This window comes from Agrococcus sp. BE272 (genome assembly GCF_031457935.1).
Classification (GTDB): Bacteria; Actinomycetota; Actinomycetes; order Actinomycetales; family Microbacteriaceae; genus Agrococcus; species Agrococcus sediminis.
Genome location: NZ_JAVDXL010000001.1, coordinates 1,284,181 through 1,304,389, shown reverse-complemented (window position 1 = coordinate 1,304,389; position 20,209 = coordinate 1,284,181). Strand labels below are relative to the sequence as shown.

At 72.4% G+C, this 20,209-nt stretch carries 24 protein-coding genes; 16 read left to right on the top strand and 8 right to left on the bottom strand.

The features are described from left to right. On the top strand, nucleotides 1–322 hold a 322-nt coding region (locus tag J2X49_RS06335), incomplete at its 5' end, for a transposase (protein WP_310123888.1). A gap of 133 nt (nucleotides 323–455) precedes the next feature. Here J2X49_RS06335 and J2X49_RS06330 read toward each other — a convergent pair. After that, nucleotides 456–1,355: a neutral zinc metallopeptidase gene (locus J2X49_RS06330; protein WP_246992452.1), complete on the bottom strand. Its 900-nt coding sequence runs from the start codon at nucleotides 1,353–1,355 to the stop codon at nucleotides 456–458. A 124-nt stretch (nucleotides 1,356–1,479) separates the two neighbouring features. Here J2X49_RS06330 and purS point away from each other — a divergent pair, with 124 nt between their 5' ends. From purS to J2X49_RS06300, 6 genes are all read left to right on the top strand, one after another. Next, nucleotides 1,480–1,755 carry a phosphoribosylformylglycinamidine synthase subunit PurS gene (gene purS, locus J2X49_RS06325; RefSeq protein WP_146355040.1) on the top strand — a complete coding sequence of 92 codons (276 nt, stop codon included), beginning with the start codon at nucleotides 1,480–1,482 and terminating at the stop codon, nucleotides 1,753–1,755. After that, nucleotides 1,752–2,441 (top strand): phosphoribosylformylglycinamidine synthase subunit PurQ, encoded by a 690-nt coding sequence (gene purQ, locus J2X49_RS06320; protein WP_246992453.1) that lies wholly within the window; start codon nucleotides 1,752–1,754, stop codon nucleotides 2,439–2,441. The genes purS and purQ overlap by 4 nt, the downstream gene beginning before the upstream one ends. Nucleotides 2,442–2,472: 31 nt before the next feature. Continuing rightward, entirely contained in the window at nucleotides 2,473–2,964 is a 492-nt protein-coding gene (locus tag J2X49_RS06315) for a DUF3817 domain-containing protein (RefSeq protein WP_246992454.1), read from the top strand. Nucleotides 2,965–3,048: 84 nt separating this feature from the next. Then, complete coding sequence (purL, locus tag J2X49_RS06310; protein ID WP_310123880.1) at nucleotides 3,049–5,337, top strand: phosphoribosylformylglycinamidine synthase subunit PurL; 2,289 nt, start codon at nucleotides 3,049–3,051, stop codon at nucleotides 5,335–5,337. A gap of 213 nt (nucleotides 5,338–5,550) precedes the next feature. Next, complete coding sequence (locus J2X49_RS06305; RefSeq protein ID WP_246992456.1) at nucleotides 5,551–5,985, top strand: DUF1761 domain-containing protein; 435 nt, start codon at nucleotides 5,551–5,553, stop codon at nucleotides 5,983–5,985. Continuing rightward, a complete protein-coding gene (locus tag J2X49_RS06300) occupies nucleotides 5,982–6,452 on the top strand; it encodes an SRPBCC family protein (protein ID WP_310123876.1) in 471 nt (156 codons plus the stop codon). The genes J2X49_RS06305 and J2X49_RS06300 overlap by 4 nt, the downstream gene beginning before the upstream one ends. Before the next feature lie 18 nt (nucleotides 6,453–6,470). Here the strand turns inward: J2X49_RS06300 and J2X49_RS06295 are convergent, their stop codons facing one another. Continuing rightward, nucleotides 6,471–6,761 carry a chorismate mutase gene (locus J2X49_RS06295; RefSeq protein WP_128190476.1) on the bottom strand — a complete coding sequence of 97 codons (291 nt, stop codon included), beginning with the start codon at nucleotides 6,759–6,761 and terminating at the stop codon, nucleotides 6,471–6,473. 9 nt (nucleotides 6,762–6,770) lie between these two features. Then, entirely contained in the window at nucleotides 6,771–7,361 is a 591-nt protein-coding gene (locus tag J2X49_RS06290; RefSeq protein WP_310123873.1) for a GNAT family protein, read from the bottom strand. Between the two features lie 59 nt (nucleotides 7,362–7,420). Between J2X49_RS06290 and J2X49_RS06285 the strand changes: the two genes are divergently transcribed. The 4 genes from J2X49_RS06285 to J2X49_RS06270 all read left to right on the top strand — a co-directional run bounded on the left by J2X49_RS06285 (nucleotide 7,421) and on the right by J2X49_RS06270 (nucleotide 10,806). After that, complete coding sequence (locus J2X49_RS06285) at nucleotides 7,421–8,044, top strand: maleylpyruvate isomerase N-terminal domain-containing protein (protein WP_310123872.1); 624 nt, start codon at nucleotides 7,421–7,423, stop codon at nucleotides 8,042–8,044. Between the two features lie 37 nt (nucleotides 8,045–8,081). After that, nucleotides 8,082–9,428 (top strand): NADP-specific glutamate dehydrogenase, encoded by a 1,347-nt coding sequence (gdhA, locus tag J2X49_RS06280; protein WP_310123870.1) that lies wholly within the window; start codon nucleotides 8,082–8,084, stop codon nucleotides 9,426–9,428. A gap of 119 nt (nucleotides 9,429–9,547) precedes the next feature. Next, nucleotides 9,548–10,276, top strand: a complete 729-nt coding sequence (locus tag J2X49_RS06275; protein ID WP_310123864.1) for a DUF899 family protein — start codon at nucleotides 9,548–9,550, stop codon at nucleotides 10,274–10,276. 125 nt (nucleotides 10,277–10,401) lie between these two features. After that, entirely contained in the window at nucleotides 10,402–10,806 is a 405-nt protein-coding gene (locus tag J2X49_RS06270) for a VOC family protein (protein WP_310123862.1), read from the top strand. A 16-nt stretch (nucleotides 10,807–10,822) separates the two neighbouring features. Here the strand turns inward: J2X49_RS06270 and J2X49_RS06265 are convergent, their stop codons facing one another. The 5 genes from J2X49_RS06265 to J2X49_RS06245 form a co-directional block, all read right to left on the bottom strand. Continuing rightward, complete coding sequence (locus J2X49_RS06265; RefSeq protein WP_146355026.1) at nucleotides 10,823–12,109, bottom strand: adenylosuccinate synthase; 1,287 nt, start codon at nucleotides 12,107–12,109, stop codon at nucleotides 10,823–10,825. 83 nt (nucleotides 12,110–12,192) lie between these two features. Next, the gene (locus tag J2X49_RS06260) at nucleotides 12,193–13,134 is read right to left on the bottom strand and encodes a sugar kinase (RefSeq protein ID WP_310123857.1); all 942 of its coding nucleotides are present in this window, start codon (nucleotides 13,132–13,134) and stop codon (nucleotides 12,193–12,195) included. Continuing rightward, nucleotides 13,131–13,760, bottom strand: a complete 630-nt coding sequence (gene eda, locus J2X49_RS06255) for a bifunctional 4-hydroxy-2-oxoglutarate aldolase/2-dehydro-3-deoxy-phosphogluconate aldolase (RefSeq protein WP_310123995.1) — start codon at nucleotides 13,758–13,760, stop codon at nucleotides 13,131–13,133. Before eda ends, J2X49_RS06260 begins: the two co-directional genes overlap by 4 nt. Nucleotides 13,761–13,765: 5 nt before the next feature. Next, nucleotides 13,766–14,521 (bottom strand): SDR family oxidoreductase, encoded by a 756-nt coding sequence (locus J2X49_RS06250; RefSeq protein ID WP_310123854.1) that lies wholly within the window; start codon nucleotides 14,519–14,521, stop codon nucleotides 13,766–13,768. Next, nucleotides 14,518–15,540 carry an alcohol dehydrogenase catalytic domain-containing protein gene (locus tag J2X49_RS06245; protein ID WP_310123851.1) on the bottom strand — a complete coding sequence of 341 codons (1,023 nt, stop codon included), beginning with the start codon at nucleotides 15,538–15,540 and terminating at the stop codon, nucleotides 14,518–14,520. Before J2X49_RS06245 ends, J2X49_RS06250 begins: the two co-directional genes overlap by 4 nt. 157 nt (nucleotides 15,541–15,697) lie before the next feature. On the opposite strand from J2X49_RS06245, the gene J2X49_RS06240 reads away from it, so the two are divergent. From J2X49_RS06240 to J2X49_RS06220, 5 genes are read left to right on the top strand one after another with little or no spacing between them, the layout of a single operon-like run. Then, entirely contained in the window at nucleotides 15,698–16,711 is a 1,014-nt protein-coding gene (locus J2X49_RS06240; RefSeq protein WP_310123850.1) for a TRAP transporter substrate-binding protein, read from the top strand. A 14-nt stretch (nucleotides 16,712–16,725) separates the two neighbouring features. Continuing rightward, nucleotides 16,726–17,244, top strand: coding sequence for a TRAP transporter small permease (locus J2X49_RS06235; protein ID WP_310123848.1), 519 nt, complete (start codon nucleotides 16,726–16,728; stop codon nucleotides 17,242–17,244). Then, a complete protein-coding gene (locus J2X49_RS06230; protein WP_310123846.1) occupies nucleotides 17,241–18,548 on the top strand; it encodes a TRAP transporter large permease in 1,308 nt (435 codons plus the stop codon). The genes J2X49_RS06235 and J2X49_RS06230 overlap by 4 nt, the downstream gene beginning before the upstream one ends. A 23-nt stretch (nucleotides 18,549–18,571) precedes the next feature. Beyond that, a complete protein-coding gene (gene kduI, locus J2X49_RS06225) occupies nucleotides 18,572–19,402 on the top strand; it encodes a 5-dehydro-4-deoxy-D-glucuronate isomerase (RefSeq protein WP_310123844.1) in 831 nt (276 codons plus the stop codon). Between the two features lie 8 nt (nucleotides 19,403–19,410). Continuing rightward, nucleotides 19,411–20,205, top strand: a complete 795-nt coding sequence (locus J2X49_RS06220) for an IclR family transcriptional regulator (RefSeq protein WP_310123840.1) — start codon at nucleotides 19,411–19,413, stop codon at nucleotides 20,203–20,205. Nucleotides 20,206–20,209: the final 4 nt, after the last annotated feature.

Here is a 20,209-nt window from a genome sequence, read left to right as displayed (position 1 = left end):
GCTGGTCGCCGTCGGCGAGAACTTCGCCCGCATCCGCTCCGAGTCGGCGCTGGCGCGCCTGACCGGCACCGCGCCGATCCCGGTCTCCAGCGGCAAGACCCACCGGCATCGCCTCCACCGCGGCGGCAACCGGCAAGCGAACCGCGCCATCCACACGATCGCACTCACCCGACTCGCGCACGACCCCCGCACCCGCGCCTACCGTGATCGACGGCTTGCCGAGGGCCTCTCCAAGCGCGACATCATGCGATCGCTGAAGCGAGCGATCGTCCGAGAGATCTTCCGCAACCTCAGAACCGATCTTGCGCATCCCGAGACATAGAACTATCCAGCGGGGTGGCGGCGGGGATCTCGATACGCCCGACTGCGTCGGGCTACTCGATCAGCGGGGTGGAGCGTCGGGCTGCTCGATCGACGGGGTGGAGCGTCGGGCTGCTCGATCAGCGGGCGGGCGCTCAGACCTCGGGCGCGTTCCAGGTGTCGCAGGCGCCGACGCCCTCGTTGAAGCCGCGCGCCAGCCAGTTCATGCGCTGCTCGCTCGAGCCGTGCGTCCAGCTCTCGGGGTTCACGCCGCCGCCGCCCATCTCCTGCAGCGCGTCGTCGCCGATCGTGTGCGCCGCGTTCAGGGCGTCGTTCATCTCCTGCTGGGTCGGCTCGACGAGCACCGGCGCGCCGCCGTCGTCGTCGGTCGTCTGCGAGGCGCCCGCGATCCAGGCGCCCGCGTAGCAGTCGGCCTGCAGCTCGCTGCGCACGGCCGACGACTGCGGGCCGGAGTCGCCCTGCTGCACGCGCTCGAGCTGGCCGGTGATGTTCTGCACGTGGTGGCCCCACTCGTGCGCGAGCACGTAGAGCTGCGCGAGCGAGCCGCCCGAGGCGCCGAACTGCTCGCGCATCTGCTGGAAGAACGTGGTGTCGATGTAGATCGCCTGGTCGGGCGGGCAGTAGAACGGGCCCACCGCGCTCGTCGCGGCACCGCATCCGGTCTCGACCTGGCGGTCGAAGAGCATCACGCGCGGGTCGGCGTACTCGATGCCGTTGGCGCTCGCCGTCTCGGTCCAGAAGCGCGACATGGAGTCGGCCCCGCCCTCCATACGGCACGTGACGTTGGCGGGGTCGTTGGCGTCCTCGCCGGTGCAGCCCGTGACCTCCTCGCCCTGCGACTGGCCCTGCGAGGGCGGGCTCGCGTCCTGCGGCGCGAGGCCCGTGAGGTCGACGCCGAAGAACATCGACGCGAGCACGAGGATGAGCGTGAGGATGCCGCCGCCGCCGACGGCGATCGCGCCGCCGCCGCCTCGACCGCCGCCGCCGCGGCTGACCGTAGAGGTGTCGAAGTTGGCATCGCCCCTGAACGTCATAGCGCACACAGTAGCCCGGGATCCCGCTCGTCGGCCGGGAACGTGCTGCGACCCCCGGCGACGCGCGGCGCATCCGTAGAATGGGAGGGCACCCCCACCCGACTGCTACCGCAGGGAGCGACCCATGGCCCTCATCGTCGTCGACGTCATGCCGAAGGCAGAGATCCTCGATCCGCAGGGCAAGGCGGTCACCCGCGCGCTCGCGCGGCTCGGCCACGAGGCGGTCGGCGAGGTGCGCGTCGGCAAGCGCTTCGAGCTCACGGTCGACGGCGAGGTGACGGATGCGCTGCTCGAGCAGGTGCGCACGGTCGCCGACGAGGTGCTCGCGAACACCGTGATCGAGGACGTCGTGGGCGTGCACGTCGTCGAGCAGGCCGCCCAGCCCGGAGCGGCGCAGTGAGGGTCGGCGTCATCACCTTCCCCGGCACGCTCGACGACCGGGACGCCCAGCGCGCTGTGCGGCTCGCCGGCCACGAGCCGGTCGCGCTGTGGCACGGGGAGCACGACCTGCACGGCGTCGACGCGCTCGTGCTGCCGGGCGGCTTCTCGTACGGCGACTACCTGCGCTGCGGCGCCATCGCCGCGCGCTCGCCGATCATGACCGAGGTCGTCGAGGCGGCGGAGCGCGGCATGCCCGTGCTCGGCATCTGCAACGGCTTCCAGATGCTGGCGGAGGCGCGGCTGCTGCCGGGCGGGCTCGTGCGGAACGAGACGGGCCTGTTCGTGCGCCGCGACCAGCGGCTGCGCGTCGAGCGCACCTCCACCGCGTGGACGAACCGCTTCGAGCAGGGCCAGGAGATCGTCATCCCGCTGAAGAACGGCGAGGGGCGCTTCGTCGCGACTCCCGACGAGGTCAAGCGCATCGAGGACGAGGGCCTCGTCGCGTTCCGCTACCTGGGCGAGAACCCGAACGGCTCGGTCGACGACATCGCCGGCCTCACGAACGCCGCGGGCAACGTCGTGGGCCTCATGCCGCACCCCGAGCACGCGGTCGAGCTCGGCTTCGGCCCCACGACCACGCGCATGAAGGCCGGCCTCGACGGGCTCGACATCTTCAAGTCGGCGCTGGAGTCGGTCGCGGCCTGACCGCGCGGACGCTCGGGTGTAGCCTGTCTACATGACGCTCGCCACCGCATCCGCCACCGGCCTGACGCCCAAGCGCACCTACCGCTTCCTCGCGATCGCCGAGGCGGTCACCTGGACGCTGCTGATCGTCGCGATGGTGGCGAAGTACGCCTTCCAGGTGGATGCGCTGGTGCCGATCGCCGGGCCCATCCACGGGTTCGTCTTCCTCGCGTACGGCGCCATGCAGCTCGTCGTCGGGCGCAACCAGCGCTGGGCGGCCGGCACCGTGCTGCTCGGCATCGCCACCGCGGTCGTGCCCTACGCGACCATCCCGTGGGAGCGCCGGCTCGAGCGCCGCGGCGCGCTCGAGGGCGCCTGGCGCACCGAGGCCACCGACGACCCGCGCGACGCGAGCCCGCTCGACCGGGCGTTCCGGTGGGGCATCGCGCATCCCGTGCTGCTCGTCGCGATCGCCCTCGTGCTCGTCGCCGCCGCCTTCGCGGCGCTGCTGACCGCCGGGCCGCCCGACGAGTGGTTCGCCTGACGTCGCCGCCGGCCCGCGCGGCCCGGCGCATCCGCCCGCTCGGTAGGATCGAGGGACCGCCGAGCTGACCTCCTGAGGAGCGCTGTGACCACCACTCGTCCGCCCCGCGACACCGTCGAGGTCGCCGCCAGCACCCCGGAGCGCGAGCAGCCGTTCGCCGCGCTCGGCCTGAAGCCCGACGAGTACGAGCAGATCCGCGGGATCCTCGGCCGTCGGCCCACGAGCGCCGAGCTCGCGATGTACTCGGTGATGTGGAGCGAGCACTGCTCCTACAAGTCGTCGAAGAAGCACCTGCGCACCTTCGGGCAGAAGGTCACGCCCGAGATGCGCGAGCGGCTGATGGTCGGCATGGGCCAGAACGCGGGCGTCATCGACGCCGGCGAGGGCTGGGCCGTCACCTTCAAGATCGAGTCGCACAACCACCCGTCGTTCGTCGAGCCCTTCCAGGGCGCCGCGACGGGCGTCGGCGGCATCGTGCGCGACATCATCTCGATGGGCGCGCGCCCCGTGGCCGTCATGGACGCGCTCCGCTTCGGCGCCATCGACCACTCCGACACCGCCCGCGTCGTGCACGGCGTCACGAGCGGCATCTCCTTCTACGGCAACTGCCTGGGCCTGCCGAACATCGGCGGCGAGACCGTCTTCGACGCGGTCTACCAGGGCAACCCGCTCGTGAACGCGCTCGCCGTCGGCGTGCTGCGCCACGAGGACCTGCACCTCGCCAACGCCACGGGCGTCGGCAACAAGGTCGTGCTCTTCGGCGCCCGCACGGGCGGCGACGGCATCGGCGGCGCGTCGATCCTCGCCTCCGAGTCGTTCGACGACGAGGGCCCCGCCAAGCGGCCCGCCGTGCAGGTCGGCGACCCGTTCGCCGAGAAGGTGCTCATCGAGTGCTGCCTCGAGCTCTACGCCGCGGGCGTCGTCGAGGGCATCCAGGACCTCGGCGCGGCCGGCATCTCGTGCGCCACGAGCGAGCTCGCCGCCAACGGCGACTCGGGCATGCGGGTCGAGCTCGACCACGTGCTGCTGCGCGACCCCACGCTCACGGCCGAGGAGATCCTCATGTCGGAGTCGCAGGAGCGCATGATGGCGATCGTCGCGCCCGAGAAGCTCGAGTCGTTCCTGGCGATCACCGGCAAGTGGGATGTCGAGACGAGCGTGCTCGGCGAGGTCACCGGCGACGGCCGGCTCGTCATCACGCACTCGGGCGAGGTGATCGTCGACGTCGACCCCAAGACCGTCGCGATCGACTCCCCCGTCTACGACCGCCCGATGGAGCGGCCCGAGTGGCAGGACGCGCTGCAGGCCGACAGCGCCGCGGCGCTGCCGCGGGTGTCGGGCAGCGCGCTCGGCGACCAGCTGCTCGCCCTCACTGGCTCGCCCAACCTGGCCGACGCATCCTGGATCACCGAGCAGTACGACGACTACGTCCTCGGCAACACCGCGCTCTCGATGCCCGACGACGCGGGCATGGTGCGCATCGACGAGGAGTCGGGGCTCGGCTTCGCCGTCGCCGTCGACGCGAACGGCCGCTACTGCCAGCTCGACCCGCGCGAGGGCGCGAAGCTCGCGCTCGCGGAGGCCTACCGCAACGTCGCCGTCTCGGGCGCGACGCCCGTGGGCGTCAGCGACTGCCTGAACTTCGGCAATCCCGAGATCCCGGCCGTCATGTGGCAGTTCGCCGAGGCGGTCGACGGGCTCGCCGACGGCTGCGTCGAGCTCGGGATCCCGGTCACGGGCGGCAACGTGTCGTTCTACAACCAGACCGGCGAGACGCAGATCCACCCGACGCCCGTCGTCGGCGTGCTCGGCATCATCGACGACGTCGACCGCCGCCTGCCCTCCGGCTGGCAGGACGACGGCCAGGCGCTGTTCCTGCTCGGCACCACCCGCGACGAGCTCGACGGCTCGGCGTGGGCGGGCGCGGTGCACGACCACCTGGGCGGCCTGCCGCCTCGGGTCGACCTCGGCGCGGAGAAGGCGCTCGCCGGCCTCATGCAGGGCATCGCCTTCGAGGGCCTCGCGACCGCGGCGCACGACCTCTCCGAGGGCGGCCTCGGCATGGCCGTCGTCGAGGGCGCGCTGCGCTTCGGCATCGGCGCCCGCATCTGGCTGTCGGGCATCACCGAGCGCGACGGCATCGACGAGACGGCGGCGCTGTTCTCGGAGTCGGGTGCGCGCGCGCTCGTCGCAGTCGCCCGCGAGGACGAGGTGAAGTTCACCGGCATGTGCGAGGCGCGCGGTGTGCCCGTGCTGCGGATCGGCGTCACCGACGCGACCTCGGGGGCGATCGAGATCCAGGATGTGGCGACGCTGTCGCTCGCCGAGCTGGGGGCCACGAGCCGCGCGACCATCCGGGGGCGCTTCGCCTGACGGGCCTCGCGGGCGCGCGTCGTCCCGCTTGACGGCGCCGACGCATCCGTTCGTCAACCCGCTCTGTGCAGCGCCGGCCGGATAGTCCGGCCCGACGCGCACGGAGCCGGTTGAGCGACGGTGCTCGCTGACCGACGGGCTCGGACGGCTCGGCTGCCCGGGCGCGCGGCCGCGCCCTCTCGACTCTGTCGCGGCGGAGCCTATGCTTCGGGCATGGACCTCACCGTGCCGGCGATCAACGTCTTCGCCGTCGTGCTCGCCGCCGTCGCCGCCATGGTCGTCGGCGCGATCTACTACCACCCGAAGGTGCTCGGCACCCGCTGGATGCGCGCGATCGGCCACACGAGCGAGAGCGTCGCCGCGGGGCCCCGGCCCTGGGTCTACCCGCTGATCATCGTCTGCGCGCTCGTCACCGCGTGGGTGCTCGCGGGTGCGACCTGGATCTCGTTCGAGTTCTACGGCGGCAGCTTCCTCTGGAACGCGCTCATCACCGCCTGGATCCTCTTCATCGGCTTCACGCTGGCCCGCGTCGTGGTGCACGACGCGTTCGACCCGCGCGGCTTCCGCGTCACCGGCCACACGGCGCTCAACGAGGTGCTCGTGCTCACCGCGATGGCGCTCGTCATCGGTGTCTGGCCGCCCGCATGAGCGACGTGGTGCTGACCCTGGAGCGGTCGATCGACGCGCCGACGGATGCGGTGTGGCAGGTCCTCACGGATCTCGACGCCGCGCCGACGGTGCTGTCGGGCGTGACGAAGGTCGAGCGGCTCGCGGGCTCCGGCTACACGATCGGCACGCGCTGGCGCGAGACGCGCACGATGATGGGCCGCGAGGCGACCGAGGAGATGGAGGTCGTCGGCATCGACCCCGGACGATCGACGATGCTCGCCGCCGAGGCGCACGGCATGCGCTACCGCACCGAGTTCACGCTCGAACCGGTCGGCGCGGGCACGCTGCTGCGGATGCGCTTCAGCGGCACCTCCGAGACGCCGTCGTGGGCGCAGCGCCTGGCGGCGAAGCTGACCGCCCGGCTCGGGCTGGCCGTGACGCGCAAGGCGATGCAGCAGGACCTCGACGACATCGCGGCGGCCGCGGAGGCGCGCTCCCGCGCCTAGCGCCGCCCGGTCGGCTGCCTACTCGGCGCCCGCGATCCGCTCGTGGTGGTGGATGACCTCGGCGATCACGAAGGTGATGAACTTCTGCGCGAACTCGGGGTCGAGCTCGGCGTCCTCGGCGAGCCGGCGCAGGCGCGCGATCTGCGTCGCCTCCCGCGAGGGGTCGGACGGCGGCATGCCGTGCTCCGCCTTCAGCTCGCCGACCGCCTGCGTCAGCTTGAAGCGCTCGGCCAGCGTGTGGATGAGCACCGCGTCGACGTTGTCGATGGAGCGTCGCAGGCGCTGCAGCTGGTCGTCGGGAGAGCTCATGCCTCCAGCCTAATTCGCGCGCCAGCGCAGCCGCGCCTCGAGCCCGCGCCGCACGCCGGGCCACTCGGGCTCGATGATCGAGTAGACGACCACGTCGCGCAGCGTGCCCTTGTACACCTCATGGCTGCGCAGCACGCCGTCGCGCTTCGCGCCCAGCCGCTCGATCGCATCGCGCGACTGGCGGTTGTGCCACGACGTGCGGAACTCGACCGCGACGCATCCGAGCACGTCGAAGGCGCGCTCGAGCAGCAGCAGCTTGCTCGCGGGGTTGACGCCCGTGCCCTGCACCGACGGCGCCATCCACGTGGAGCCGATCTCGACGCGCGGCGTCGCGGCGTCGATGTGCATGTAGGTCGTCATGCCGACCGCCCGGCCGTCGACGACGATCGCCCACGGCGCCATCGAACCTGCCGCGAGCAGCCCGAGGCGCCGGTCGATCTCGGCCGCGACGCCCTCCGGCTCGGGCACCGACGTGTACCAGGCCCGCTGCCACAGATCCCCCTCGGCGGCCGCCTCGGCGAGCGCCGGGGCGTGGTCGTGCGACAGGGGCTCGAGCGAGACGAGCGGATGCGTCAGGACGGGTCGTTCGAGGATGCTCACGTGCCCATTCTGGCGGGAGGGCCGTTGCCCGGCCCGCCGCCGCGTGCGAGCATGCGCGCATGGCCGTCGACTTCCCGCTCGCCGCGTCGGAGCTCGCGGCGCTCGTCGCCCGCGTGCCCGCCGACCGCCTCGACGGGCCGGGCCTCGGCGAGTGGACGCTGCGCGAGCTGATCGGCCACGCGTCGCGCGCGATCTCGACGGTCGGCGCCTACCTCGCGCTCCTCGCGCCGGCCGAGGCGACCGTCGGGTCGGCGGTGGAGTACCTCGAGGTCGTGCTGCGGCAGCGCGGCGACGACGAGGCGATCCTGCTGCGCGGACGAGCGGCGGGCGTCGAGCTCGGGGACGACCCAGCAGCTGCGATCGAGGCGCTCTCGGCCGCGGCGGCGGACGCGGTCGCCGCCGCGGGACCCGCGCGCATCGTCGCGGTCGGTGCTGCGGGCGATGCCGCGATGCAGCTCGACGAGTACCTCCGCACGCGCGTGTTCGAGCTGACCGTGCACGGCATCGACATCGCCGATGCGGCCGGCATCGCCTGGGCGCCGCCGCCGGCCCATGTGCTCGACGCCCTGCACCTGGCCGCAGCCAACGCATCCGCACGTGGCGCCGGCGTCGAGGCGCTGCGGCTGCTCACCGGGCGGCGGCCGAGCACGGGGCTCGAGGGGGTGATGGCCGCCGGTCGGTAGGATCGTCGGGTTGTCTGATTCCGATGGAGGAACGCCCGTGACGCAGCTCCACCCGCACCTCGCGCCCGTGTACGACGAGGTGCTGCAGCGCAATCCTGGCGAGTCCGAGTTCCATCAGGCTGTCTTCGAGGTGCTCGAGAGCCTCGGCCCGGTGGTCACGAAGCGGCCCGACTACGTCGACGCGAACATCCTGCGCCGCATCGTCGAGCCCGAGCGGCAGATCATCTTCCGCGTGCCGTGGATCGACGACGCCGGCACGGTGCAGATCAACCGCGGCTTCCGGGTGCAGTTCAACTCGGCCCTCGGCCCGTACAAGGGCGGCCTGCGCTTCCACCCGAGCGTCTACCTCGGCATCATCAAGTTCCTCGGCTTCGAGCAGATCTTCAAGAACTCCCTCACCGGCCTCCCCATCGGCGGCGGCAAGGGCGGCAGCGACTTCGACCCCAAGGGCAAGTCGGATGTCGAGATCATGCGGTTCTGCCAGTCGTTCATGACCGAGCTGTCGAGCCACATCGGCCAGTACACCGACGTGCCCGCGGGCGACATCGGCGTGGGCGGCCGCGAGCTGGGCTTCATGTTCGGCCAGTACAAGCGCCTCACGAACGCCTACGAGTCGGGCGTTCTGACGGGCAAGGGCCTCACCTGGGGCGGCTCGCAGGTGCGCAAGGAGGCCACGGGCTACGGCACGATCTACTTCCTCGACGAGGTGCTGCACGCCCGCGGCGAGGGCTTCGACGGCAAGCGGGTCGTGGTCTCGGGCTCCGGGAACGTCGCGATCTACGCGATCGAGAAGGTGCACCAGCTCGGCGGCACGGTGATCGCGTGCAGCGACTCCTCCGGCTACGTGGTCGACGAGGCCGGCATCGACCTGGCGCTGCTCCAGGACGTCAAGGAGGTGCGGCGCGGCCGCATCGCCGAGTACGCCGAGCGGCGGCCGGGCGCCTCGTTCCGCGAGGGCGGGTCGATCTGGTCGGTGCCGTGCGACATCGCCGTGCCCTGCGCGACCCAGAACGAGCTCGACGAGGACGACGCGGTCGCGCTCGTGCGCAACGGGTGCACCGTCGTCGGCGAGGGCGCCAACATGCCGACGACCCAGGCGGCGGCCCGGGTGCTCGTCTCGGCCGGCGTGGCGTTCGCGCCGGGCAAGGCGGTGAACGCCGGCGGCGTCGCGACGAGCGCGCTCGAGATGCAGCAGAACGCGTCGCGCGACTCGTGGACGTTCGAGCACACCGATGAGCGCCTGCACGAGATCATGAAGGGCATCCACGACCGGTGCGCCGAGACCGCCGAGGAGTACGGCCGCCCGGGCGACTACGTGGCCGGGGCGAACATCGCCGGCTTCAACCGCGTCGCCGACGCGATGCTCGCGCTCGGCGTGATCTAGCCGCTCCTCGTGGCGAGCGGGGCGGATGCGCCCGAGCGGGCACGGCGCGCCGGCCCCGGTCGGGCGCAGTCGCCCCAGTGGGGTTCCGTTCGGATGTGAACAGCGTTAACATCGCGCGCATGGTCACCATCGATGCCGACACGCCCGCCCCCGAGATCGTCGACCGCGAGCGCTGGCGCGCCGCGCGGCTCGCGCTGCTCGACCGCGAGAAGGCGCACACTCGCGAGGGCGACGCCATCGCCGCCGCGAGGCGCCGCCTGCCGATGACGGAGGTGCCGGGCGTCGAGCTCGTAGGCGAGCGCGGGACGGCCTCGCTCCTCGACGCCTTCGACGGCCGGCCGCAGCTGATCGTCTACAAGCACATGTGGCACCCGGGCCAGCCATTCGAGGGGCAGTGCGAGGGGTGCACCGCATCGATCTGGGACTTCCACGACGCGTCGTACCTCAACGCCCGGGGCGTCTCGTTCGCCGTGCTGAGCAAGGGGCCGTGGGACGAGCTCGCGCCCTTCCGCGCCTTCATGGGCTACACCCATCCGTGGTTCTCGAACGCCGACGTCGACGACGCGATCCTCGGGCCGGAGGCCGAGGGCGAGTTCGTCGCGCTGCTGCGGCGGGGCGACCGCGTGTATGCCACGAACTGGATCACCGATCGCGGCTGCGAGCTCGCGATGAGCTCGCTGCGACTGCTCGACATGACCGCCTACGGCAGGCAGGAGGCGTGGGAGGACTCCCCCGCCGGCTGGCCGCAGGATCCGACCTTCAACGGCTGGCGCAAGGACGGACGCCCCGTGCCGCAGTGGAGCCGTCCGGGCGCGACGCCGGTGGAGGCATCCGCGCACGAGCACTGAGCAGCACCCGCGCCCGCCCCGGCCCGACCGGGGCCGCTGCGCCCGAGCGGGGCCGGCACGCCCGCCCCGCTCGGGCGCAGGCGCCCCAGCCGGCACGCCCGCCCATCCCAACCGAAAGGCACTCCATGACCGCGATGTCGCTCTACATCTGGTTCCCCGGCACGGCCCGCGAAGCCCTGCAGCACTACCAGCAGGTGTTCGGCGGCGAGCTCGTGCTGCACACGCTCGCCGACATGGGGCGCACCGACGGCCCGCCCGAGGCGATCGGCCACGGCATGCTGTCGGGGCCCGTCTCGCTCTTCGGCACCGATGCGGTCGGCGACGACGAGCCGGTCAGCGTGCGCGGCATGAGCGTCGCCCTGCTCGGCACGGCCGATCCTGCGACGCTGACCCGATGGTTCGACGCGCTCGCCGAGGGCGGCACGGTGCTCGACGCCCTGCAGGAGCGCCCGTGGGGCGCGAGCGACGGGCAGGTCGTCGACCGCTTCGGCATCCGCTGGCTGATCGGCTTCGAGCCCGAGGCGGCCTGAGCGGCCCGCGGCCTCGTCAGTCGATGAGGTCGTGCACCTGGATGATCGCGTCGCGGTCGGCGCCGACGCCGATCGCCGAGATGCGCGAGCCCGAGCGCTCCTCGAGGAAGCGCACGTACGCCTGGGCGTTCGCGGGCAGCTCGGAGAACTCGCGCGCGCCCGAGATGTCCTCGCTCCAGCCGGGCAGCGACTCGTAGATCGGCTTCGCGTGGTGGAAGTCGGACTGCGAGACGGGCATCTCGTCGACGCGCTGGCCGTCGACCTCGTAGGCGACGCAGACCGGGATCGACTCGATGCCGGTGAGCACGTCGAGCTTGGTCAGCACGATGTCGGTGAGCCCGTTGATGCGCGAGGCGTAGCGGGTGATGACGGTGTCGTTCCAGCCGCAGCGGCGCGGGCGGCCGGTGGTGGTGCCGAACTCGAAGCCGTTCTTGCGCAGCAGCTCGCCCCACTCGTCGAACAGCTCGGTGGGGAACGGGCCGGCGCCGACGCGCGTCGTGTACGCCTTCACGATGCCGATGACGCGGTCGAGGCGATTCGGCGCCACGCCAGAGCCCGCGGCGGCGCCCGCGGACGTCGCGGTCGACGACGTGACGAACGGGTACGTGCCGTGGTCGATGTCGAGCATCGTCGCCTGGCCGGCCTCGAAGACGACGGTCCGGCCGGCGTCGAGCGCCTCGGCGAGCTCGAGGCCCGTGTCGCCGACCATCGGGCGCAGGCGCTCGACGTAGGAGGTGAGGTCGTCGAAGATCTCGTCGGAGGAGACGGAGCGGCGGTTGTAGACCTTGGCGAGCAGGTGGTTCTTGGTGTCGAGGGCGCCGTCGATCTTCTGGCGGAGGATCGACTCGTCGAAGAGGTCCTGCACGCGGATGCCGACGCGGTTGATCTTGTCGGCGTAGGCCGGGCCGATGCCGCGGCCGGTGGTGCCGATGGAGCGCTTGCCGAGGAAGCGCTCGGTGACCTTGTCGAGGGTGCGGTGGTAGTCGGTGATGATGTGCGCGTTCGCCGAGATGCGCAGCTTCGACACGTCGACGCCGCGGGCTGAGAGCGCCTCGAGCTCGTGGAAGAGCACCTCGAGGTCGATGACCACGCCGTTGCCGATCACGGGCGTGACGCCCTCGGTGAGGATGCCCGACGGCAGCAGGTGCAGCGCGTACTTCTCGTCGCCGACGACGACGGTGTGTCCGGCGTTGTTGCCGCCGTTGAACTTCACGACGTAGTCGGTGCGGCTGCCGAGCAGGTCGGTGGCCTTGCCCTTGCCCTCGTCGCCCCACTGGGCGCCGACGATGACGATTCCTGGCATGGGGCATCCCTTCGACGGGTTCGCGTACACCCCACCCTATCGAGCGGGACGAGCGGGGCCGGTGCGCGCGTGCGACCGGCCCGTCAGCGCTGGACGGGGTCGCCCCCGCGCAGCAGCCGGTCGATCGCGGCACGGTCGGGCGCGGCCTCCCAGTCGCCCGGCGCGGTGCACGCGAGTGCGCCGCACGCAGCGGCGGTGCGCAGCCGCTCGGCGAGCGGGGCGCCGGCGACGAGCTCGGCCAGGTAGCCGGCGACGAACGCGTCGCCCGCGCCGACCGTGTCGACCGCGTGCACCGGGAACGCCGCCTGCGCGAGGAGCGCGCCGTCCGCGAGCGCGAGCGCGCCCTCGACGCCCCGCTTCACCACGACCTGCGCCGGCCCGAGCGCCGCGAGCGCCGCGGCCTGCGCCTCGGCGCCGCGCTCGCCCGTGAGCAGCTCGGCCTCGTCCTCGCCGGCGAAGAGCAGGTCTGCGCGCGCGGCGAGGTCGCGGTAGGCCGCCCGTGCCTCGGCGTCGCCCCACAGGCGCGAGCGGTGGTTCACGTCGAACGACACCGTCGCGCCCGCGTCGCGGGCCGCCTCGATCGCGGCATCGATCGCCGCGCGCGGGGCAGCGCCGATCGCCGCGGTGATGCCGGTCACGTGCAGCACGTCGGCGGCGCGCACGACGGCGAGGTCCAGATCCTCCGGCGACAGCCGGGCGCCGGCGCTGCCGGCGCGGTAGTAGCTGACCGCGCTCGCGCCCGCGGCGGGGCGCTCCTTGAGCATGAGCGCGGTCGGCGCCTCGGGGTCGCGCACCACGACGGGGGTCACGCGCTCGGCCCGCAGCCCGCGCTCGACGAGCCGGCCGAGCGCGTCGTCGCCGAGCCGGCCCATCCAGGTCGCGTCGACGCCGAGGCGCGCGAGGCCAATCGCGACGTTGCTCTCGGCGCCGCCGAAGCCGAGGTCCATGGCGGGCGAGAGCTCGAGCCGCCCGACGCGCGACGCGACGAGCAGGCCGAGCGACTCGCCGATCGTGACGACGCTCATCCGGCCGCCTCCTGGATGGCGACAGCCTCGCGCGCCGCCTCGGCGACCGCCTCCGGGCCCGCCGCGATGCGGTCCGCCGAGGCGATCCACGAGCCGCTCGCGGCGAAGACGGCCGGATGCGCGAGGTAGTCGGCGAGGTTGGCCGGGCTCACGCCGCCGGACGGCATGAACCGCACCTGCGGGAACACCGGCGCGAGCGCGCCGAGCAGCTGCAGCCCGCCGGCGACGCCCGCCGGGAAGAGCTTGAGGCGGCGGAGCCCGAGGCGCAGGCCGCGCTGGATGTCGCTGGGCGTCATGACGCCCGGCAGCACCGGCACTCCGGCCGCGAGCGCCGCCTCGACGACCTCCTCGTCGAGCCCGGGCGCCACCACGAACGCAGCGCCCGCGTCGAGCGCGCGACGCAGCTGCTCGGGGTCGAGCACCGTGCCGGCGCCGACGAGCACGTCGCCGCGCGCCGCGATGCGGGCGATCGCGTCGAGCCCCCAGTCGTTGCGCAGCGCCACCTCGAGCACCGGCAGCCCGCCGGCCACCAGCCCGTCCGCCAGCGCGTCGGCGCTCCGCTCGTCCTCGACGGTCGCGAGCGGGACGACCCCGCGCAGCGCCGACTGGACCCCGTCATCCTGCATGTCGCTCACCGTCCCATCCAACCGCCGTCGACGGGCAGCGTCACGCCGGTGACGTACGCGGCCGCGGGGCTCGCGAGGAAGACGGTGGCCCCCTGCAGGTCCTCGGCGCTCCCCCAGCGGCCGGCGGGGATGCGCTCGAGGATCGCCTGCGAGCGGTCGTCGTCGGCGCGGAGGGCCGCGGTGTTGTCGGTGGCGATGTAGCCGGGCGCGATCGCGTTGACCGTCACGCCGCGCGCCGCCCACTCGTTGCTCAGCGCCTTCACGAGGCCGGCGATGCCCGACTTCGCGGCGGTGTAGCCGGGCACGGTGATGCCGCCCTGGAAGCTCAGCAGGCTCGCGGTGAAGATGATGCGGCCGCGGCCGCGCTCGAGCATGGCCGCGCCGACCGCCTGGGTGAGCACGAACTGGTTGCGCAGGTTGACGTCGAGCACCTCGTCCCACCACTCGAGCGGATGCTCGGCGGCGGGCGAGCGGCGGATGGTGCCGGCGTTGTTGACGAGGATGTCGGCGCGCCCGGCCACCGCCTCGGCGAAGGCGAGCACGGCGTCGCGGTCGCGGAAGTCGACGGCGTGGCCCTCGAACGCGCGGCCGAGCTCGCGCACGCGCGCGCCGATGGCGCCGCCGTCGGCCTCCTGGCTCGAGGAGGCCGCGATGATGTCGGCGCCGGCCGCCGCGAGCGCCTCGGCCATGGCGAAGCCGATGCCGCGCCGGGCGCCGGTGACGACGGCGGTGGAGCCGGTCAGGTCGAACGAGACGCTCATGCGGACACCGCCTGCACGTCGACGAGGATCTTCATGGCGGCGGCCGACAGCAGCGACTCGAAGGCCGTCATGGTCTCGTCGAGCGGCACGACGCGGCTGATGAGCGCGTCGGCAGGCACCTCGCCGGCGGCGAGCAGCGCGATGGCGCGCTCGAAGTCCTCGCGCTCGTAGACGCGGGCGCCGAGCACCTCGAGCTCGCGCCAGAACAGGCGGTGCAGGTCTATCGGCACGGGCTCCGGGTGGATCGCGACGAAGACGACGCGGCCGCGGGTGCGGGCGTGGCGAGTGGCCTCGAGGGCGGTGCCGCGCGTGCCCGCGACCTCGAACACGACGTCGGCACCCGCGCCGCCGGTGCGCTCGTCGACGAGCGCCGCGAGGTCGCCGGCGATCGGGTCGACGACGGTCGCGCACTGCGCCGCGGCGAAGGCGCGCCGGTCGGCGTCGGGCTCGGCGAGGATGACGTGCGCGCCGGTGGCGCGCGCGACGACCGCGATCAGCTGGCCGATGGGGCCGCCGCCGATGACGACCGCCGTCTCGCCCGCGACGAGCCGCGAGCGCCGCACGTCGTGCACGGCGACCGCGAGCGGCTCGACGAGCGCGGCGTGCTGCAGCGAGAGCCCCTCGGGCAGCGGCACCACGAGCGAGGCCGGCACGGTCCACAGCTGCTGCAGCGCTCCGGGCGAGTCGATGCCGACGAAGTCGAGCCGCTGGCAGATGTGCTGGTGACCGGCCGCGCACGCGGCGCACTCGCCGCACCAGCGCAGCGGCATGACGGTGACGGGCGCGCCGACGGCGAGGTCGACGCCCTCGCCGGTCGACTCGACGGTGCCGCTCATCTCGTGCCCGATGGGCGCGGGCGTCGCCACGCGCTGATCCATGTGGCCCTGGACGATGTGCAGGTCGGTGCCGCAGATGCCGTTGTAGGCGACGCGGATGCGCACCTCGCCCGTGCCGGGCAGGCGGGGCTCGGCGTCGCCGACCTCGATCCGCCCGTCACCCATGTAGTTCGCTGCTCGCAACGCCGTCTCCTCCTCGAGCCTGGTGAGCTGCAGGACGAAGCCCGGTTCTGTTTCGTGTTCCATGTGGCGCAACTCGGTTCTATCTGGTTAGAGTAGCCCCCGACCCGCCCATCGGCGCAAGTGCGACCGGACGGCGACTCAACGAGGAGGAACCCCCATGCAGGGACGACGGATGCTCGGCGCGATCGGCGCCGCAGCGGTCATGACGCTGGCGCTCGCTTCGTGCTCCAGCGCGGCGGAGGGCGGCGGCGACCAGCCGCAGACGGTCTTCCGCGTGGCCTTCAACCAGGACGTGGACCACCCGCAGGCGGAGGCGCTCACCGAGCTCTCCGAGGCGCTCGAGGAGCGCACGGACGGCGCGTACGCGCTCGAGCTCTACACCGACGAGACGCTCGGCGACCAGGCCGCCACCATCGAGCAGGTGCAGTCGGGCACCATCGACTTCGCGATCGTCGCGGGCAGCCTGCTCGAGAACTTCGAGAGCGACTTCTCGGTCGTGAACCTCCCCTACCTGTACGAGTCGCCCGAGCACCAGATGAGCGTGCTCAACGACCGCGAGATCGTCGGCGACCTCTACGACGCGGTGCTCGAGGACAGCATCCAGGTGCTGACGGCGTACCACGGCGGCGTGCGCAACGTGTACTCGGGCGTGGGTCCGGTCGAGACGCCGGCCGACCTGTCTGGCCAGAAGATCCGCGTGATCGGCTCGGACACGAACGTGCGCATGATGGAGCTCATGGGCGGCGTCGGCACGCCGATGGCGCAGGGCGAGGTCTACACCGCCATCCAGTCGGGCGTGCTCGACGGCGCCGAGAACAACGAGCTCATCTTCTCGACGCTCTCGCACGATGAGATCGCGCCGTACTACTCGCGCACCGAGCACCTGATGATGCCCGACTACCTCATCGCGAGCCCGGCCGTCTGGGACGCGCTCGACGAGGAGACGAAGGGCATCTTCGAGGAGCTGCTGGCCGAGTCGGTCGACACCGAGCTCGAGCTGTTCTCCGCCGCCGTCGAGGAGGCCGTCGCGGCCGCCGAGGAGGCGGGCGCGCAGTTCAGCGACGCCGACGTGGACGCGTTCCGCGAGGCGGTGCTGCCGCTGCACGAGGAGCGCGTCACCACCGAGCGCACGCAGGCGATCTACGACGCCATCGAGGCGGCGCGCGGCTGATGGCGGGGATGTCCATGACGACGGCGCGGCGCTGGCTCGACGCGTCGCTGCGCGCGATCTGCGTCGCGCTGTTCGCGCTGCTGGTGCTGCTCGTGGCCTGGCAGGTCTTCACCCGCCTCGTGCTCGGCCAGCCGAGCGCCTGGAGCGAGGAGGCCGCGCGCCACACGTTCGTGTGGGTGAGCCTCATCGGCATCGCGATCGCGGTCGGCGAGAAGGCCGACGTCGTCATGGACTTCCTCGTCGAGCGCCTCCCGCGCTCCCTCCAGCGGGTCGCCGACATCGTCGCGTACCTGGCGACGCTCGCGTTCGTCCTGTACGTGATGGTGTTCGGCGGCCTGCAGCAGTCGATGCTCGCGTGGACGCAGGAGAACCCGCTGCTGCCGCTCACGCAGGGCCAGCTGTACCTCGCGCTGCCCATCTCGGGCGCGCTGCTCACCGTGTACCTGCTCATCCACATCGCCGGCACGCTCTCGAGCCGCTACGTCGGCCACGTGGGCGACCCCGACGAGGACCTCGAGGCGGCAGCGCTGTGATCGACCCCGGACTCATCAGCGCCATCCTGATCGGCGGCCTCGTGCTGCTGCTCGCCGTCGGCGCCCCCGTCTCCATCGCGATCGCGCTGCCGAGCGCGCTGTGCATGCTGCTCATCGTCGACTTCGACCGCGGCGCGGTCACGTCGGCGCAGCAGATGCTCGGCGGCGCCGACTCCTTCGCGCTGCTCGCGATCCCCTTCTTCATCCTCGCCGGGGTGATCATGAACAACGGCGGCATCGCCGAGCGGCTCATCGACCTCGCCCGCGTGCTCGTGGGCCGCACGCCGGCGCCGCTCGTGCAGACCAACGTGATCGCGAACGCCATCTTCGGCACGGTCTCGGGCTCCGCCGTCGCGACCGCGGCCGCCGTCGGCTCGACCATGGCGCCGATGCAGCGGCGCGCCGGCTACGACAAGGCCTTCAGCGCCGCGGCCAACGTCGCCTCGGCGCCGGCCGGCATGCTCATTCCGCCGAGCAACACCCTCATCGTCTACTCGCTCGCCGCGGGCGGCACGTCGGTGGGCGCGCTCTTCATCGCCGGCTACGTGCCCGGCGTGCTCTGGGCGCTCGCGTGCGCCGCCGTCGTCTTCGTCTACGCGCGCCGCCATCCCGACCTCAAGGGCGAGCCGTGGCCCGCGTTCCCGGTCTTCCTGCGCACGCTGTGGCGGGCCGTGCCGTCGCTCGGCCTCATCGTGGTCGCGATCGGCGGCATCGTGGCGGGCTTCTTCACGCCGACGGAGGGCTCGGCGATCGCCGTGCTCTACGCCCTCGGCCTGTCGTTCGCCTACCGGACGATCGGCGTGAGGGACCTGCCGCGCATCCTCTACGACGCCTGCCGCACGAGCGCGATCGTGATCTTCCTGATCGCGGTGTCGACGATCATGTCGTACGTCATGACCTACGCGCGGCTGCCGCAGCTCATCGCCGACACGCTGTTCGGGTGGACCGACTCGAAGGTCGTCGTGCTGCTGATCATGATGGCCGTGCTGCTGCTGATCGGCATCCCGCTCGACCCGACCCCGGCCATCCTCATCTTCACGCCGATCTTCCTGCCGATCGCCGTCTCGTACGGCATCGACCCGGTGCACTTCGGCATCATGATGGTCTTCAACCTCTCGATCGCCGTGATCTCGCCGCCGTCCGCGCCGGTGCTGTTCGTCGGCGTGCAGGTCGCCAAGGCCCGCCTCGAGCCCGTCATCCGGCAGCTGTGGCCGTTCCTGCTCGTGCTCGTCGTGATGCTCTTCATCATCGTCTTCGTCCCCCAGCTCTCCCTGTGGCTCCCGGGCCTCATGGGACTGCTGTGACCCCGCAACCGGAAGGAAGCCCCATGCCCGTCTTCGGCCCGACCTCCCCCGAGCAGGTGCCCGGCTCGACGCAGCAGCAGCTGCGCGACCGCTACCTCGTCGAGGACCTCTTCACGCCCGGCGCGGTGCGCACCGTCGTCACCCACTACGACCGCGTCGTCGCCGTCGGCGCCGTGCCGACCGACGGGCCGCTGCAGCTCGAGGCCGTCCCCGAGATCCGCAGCGAGCAGTTCCTCGACCACCGCGAGATGGGGATCGTGAACATCGGCGAGGCCGGCACGGTCACCGCCGACGGGGAGCGGCACGCGATGGCGAAGGGCGCGTGCCTCTACCTCGGCCGCGGCGTGCGCGACGTGGCCTTCGAGAGCGACGATGCCGCGCATCCGGCGCGCTTCTACGGCTTCTCGGCGCCCGCGCACACCACCTACCCGACCGTGCTCGTCGAGCCGAGCGCGGGCACGGTGCGCGAGCTCGGCGACCCGCTCACGTCGAACCGCCGCACGCTCAACCAGTACATCCACGAGCAGGGCGTGCGCAGCTGCCAGGTCGTCATGGGCGTGACCCAGCTGCACCCCGGCAGCATGTGGAACACGATGCCGTCGCACACCCACGACCGGCGCACCGAGTTCTACGTCTACTTCGACCTGCCCGAGGACGCGCGCGTCGTGCACCTCATGGGCCAGCCGCAGGAGACCCGCCACCTGCTCGCCGCCGACGGCGCGCTGGTGCTGTCGCCGTCGTGGTCGATCCACTCGGGCGTGGGAACATCGAGCTACTCGTTCGTGTGGGCGATGGCCGGTGAGAACCAGTCGTTCGACGACATGGACGGCGTCGCGATCGTCGACATGAGATGAGGCCGGCCATGACGGTGGAAGCCCAGGCGCTCGACACGAGCCCCGCGCCCTCGGTGGGCGCGAGCGAGAAGACCCTCCGGGTGCTCGAGGCGGCGATCATGCACGACCGCTTCACCGACATCGTCGAGGAGACGGGGCTCGCGAAGGCGACCGTGCACCGCATCCTCGCGACGCTCGTCGAGCAGGAGTTCATCACCGGCGACGCCGACCACGGCTACCACCCGGGCGCGCGGTTCCTCGGCATCGCCGGCCGCGCCATCTCGCGCCTCGACATCTCGGCGATCGCCGAGCCGATCGTCGAGGCGCTCGTGCGCGACGTCGACTGCACGATCCACGTCGGGGTCGTCAACGGCTTCGAGATGGTCTACGTGATCCGCAAGGACTCCTCGAAGCCGTACCGGATGGCGTCGCGCGTGGGCCTGTCGATGCCGATGCACTGCTCGGGCATGGGCAAGGTCGTGCTCGCGAGCTGGGAGCCCGAGCAGGTCGACCGGCTGGTCGCGGCGGTCGGGCTGCCGGCCCGCACCGAGCAGACGATCACCGACCCCGAGCGGCTGCACGAGGAGCTCGCCCGCGTGCGCGCCCGCGGCTACGCGCTCGACCTCGGCGAGAACGAGCGCGGCACGGTCTGCGTCTCGGCGCCCATCCGCGACCACCTGGGCCGCGTGCAGTACGGGCTCTCGATCTCGTCGATCGCGCTCGAGCACCCCGGCTCGAGCATCGAGGAGCTCGCGCCGCAGGCGATCGCCGCCGCCGACGCGATCTCGCGCGCGCTCGGCTCGACCGCGGTCGGCACCCGCTAGGAGC

What these genes read in the sequence shown, in the direction of transcription:
- J2X49_RS06330 (WP_246992452.1), bottom strand. Translation starts at nt 1,355, where the DNA reads ATGACGTTCAGGGGCGATGCCAACTTCGACACCTCTACGGTCAGCCGC.
- purS (WP_146355040.1), top strand. Translation starts at nt 1,480, where the DNA reads ATGGCCCTCATCGTCGTCGACGTCATGCCGAAGGCAGAGATCCTCGAT.
- J2X49_RS06315 (WP_246992454.1), top strand. Translation starts at nt 2,473, where the DNA reads ATGACGCTCGCCACCGCATCCGCCACCGGCCTGACGCCCAAGCGCACC.
- J2X49_RS06305 (WP_246992456.1), top strand. Translation starts at nt 5,551, where the DNA reads ATGGACCTCACCGTGCCGGCGATCAACGTCTTCGCCGTCGTGCTCGCC.
- J2X49_RS06300 (WP_310123876.1), top strand. Translation starts at nt 5,982, where the DNA reads ATGAGCGACGTGGTGCTGACCCTGGAGCGGTCGATCGACGCGCCGACG.
- J2X49_RS06295 (WP_128190476.1), bottom strand. Translation starts at nt 6,761, where the DNA reads ATGAGCTCTCCCGACGACCAGCTGCAGCGCCTGCGACGCTCCATCGAC.
- J2X49_RS06285 (WP_310123872.1), top strand. Translation starts at nt 7,421, where the DNA reads ATGGCCGTCGACTTCCCGCTCGCCGCGTCGGAGCTCGCGGCGCTCGTC.
- J2X49_RS06275 (WP_310123864.1), top strand. Translation starts at nt 9,548, where the DNA reads ATGGTCACCATCGATGCCGACACGCCCGCCCCCGAGATCGTCGACCGC.
- J2X49_RS06270 (WP_310123862.1), top strand. Translation starts at nt 10,402, where the DNA reads ATGACCGCGATGTCGCTCTACATCTGGTTCCCCGGCACGGCCCGCGAA.
- J2X49_RS06265 (WP_146355026.1), bottom strand. Translation starts at nt 12,109, where the DNA reads ATGCCAGGAATCGTCATCGTCGGCGCCCAGTGGGGCGACGAGGGCAAG.
- J2X49_RS06260 (WP_310123857.1), bottom strand. Translation starts at nt 13,134, where the DNA reads ATGAGCGTCGTCACGATCGGCGAGTCGCTCGGCCTGCTCGTCGCGTCG.
- eda (WP_310123995.1), bottom strand. Translation starts at nt 13,760, where the DNA reads ATGCAGGATGACGGGGTCCAGTCGGCGCTGCGCGGGGTCGTCCCGCTC.
- J2X49_RS06250 (WP_310123854.1), bottom strand. Translation starts at nt 14,521, where the DNA reads ATGAGCGTCTCGTTCGACCTGACCGGCTCCACCGCCGTCGTCACCGGC.
- J2X49_RS06240 (WP_310123850.1), top strand. Translation starts at nt 15,698, where the DNA reads ATGCAGGGACGACGGATGCTCGGCGCGATCGGCGCCGCAGCGGTCATG.
- J2X49_RS06235 (WP_310123848.1), top strand. Translation starts at nt 16,726, where the DNA reads ATGACGACGGCGCGGCGCTGGCTCGACGCGTCGCTGCGCGCGATCTGC.
- kduI (WP_310123844.1), top strand. Translation starts at nt 18,572, where the DNA reads ATGCCCGTCTTCGGCCCGACCTCCCCCGAGCAGGTGCCCGGCTCGACG.
- J2X49_RS06220 (WP_310123840.1), top strand. Translation starts at nt 19,411, where the DNA reads ATGACGGTGGAAGCCCAGGCGCTCGACACGAGCCCCGCGCCCTCGGTG.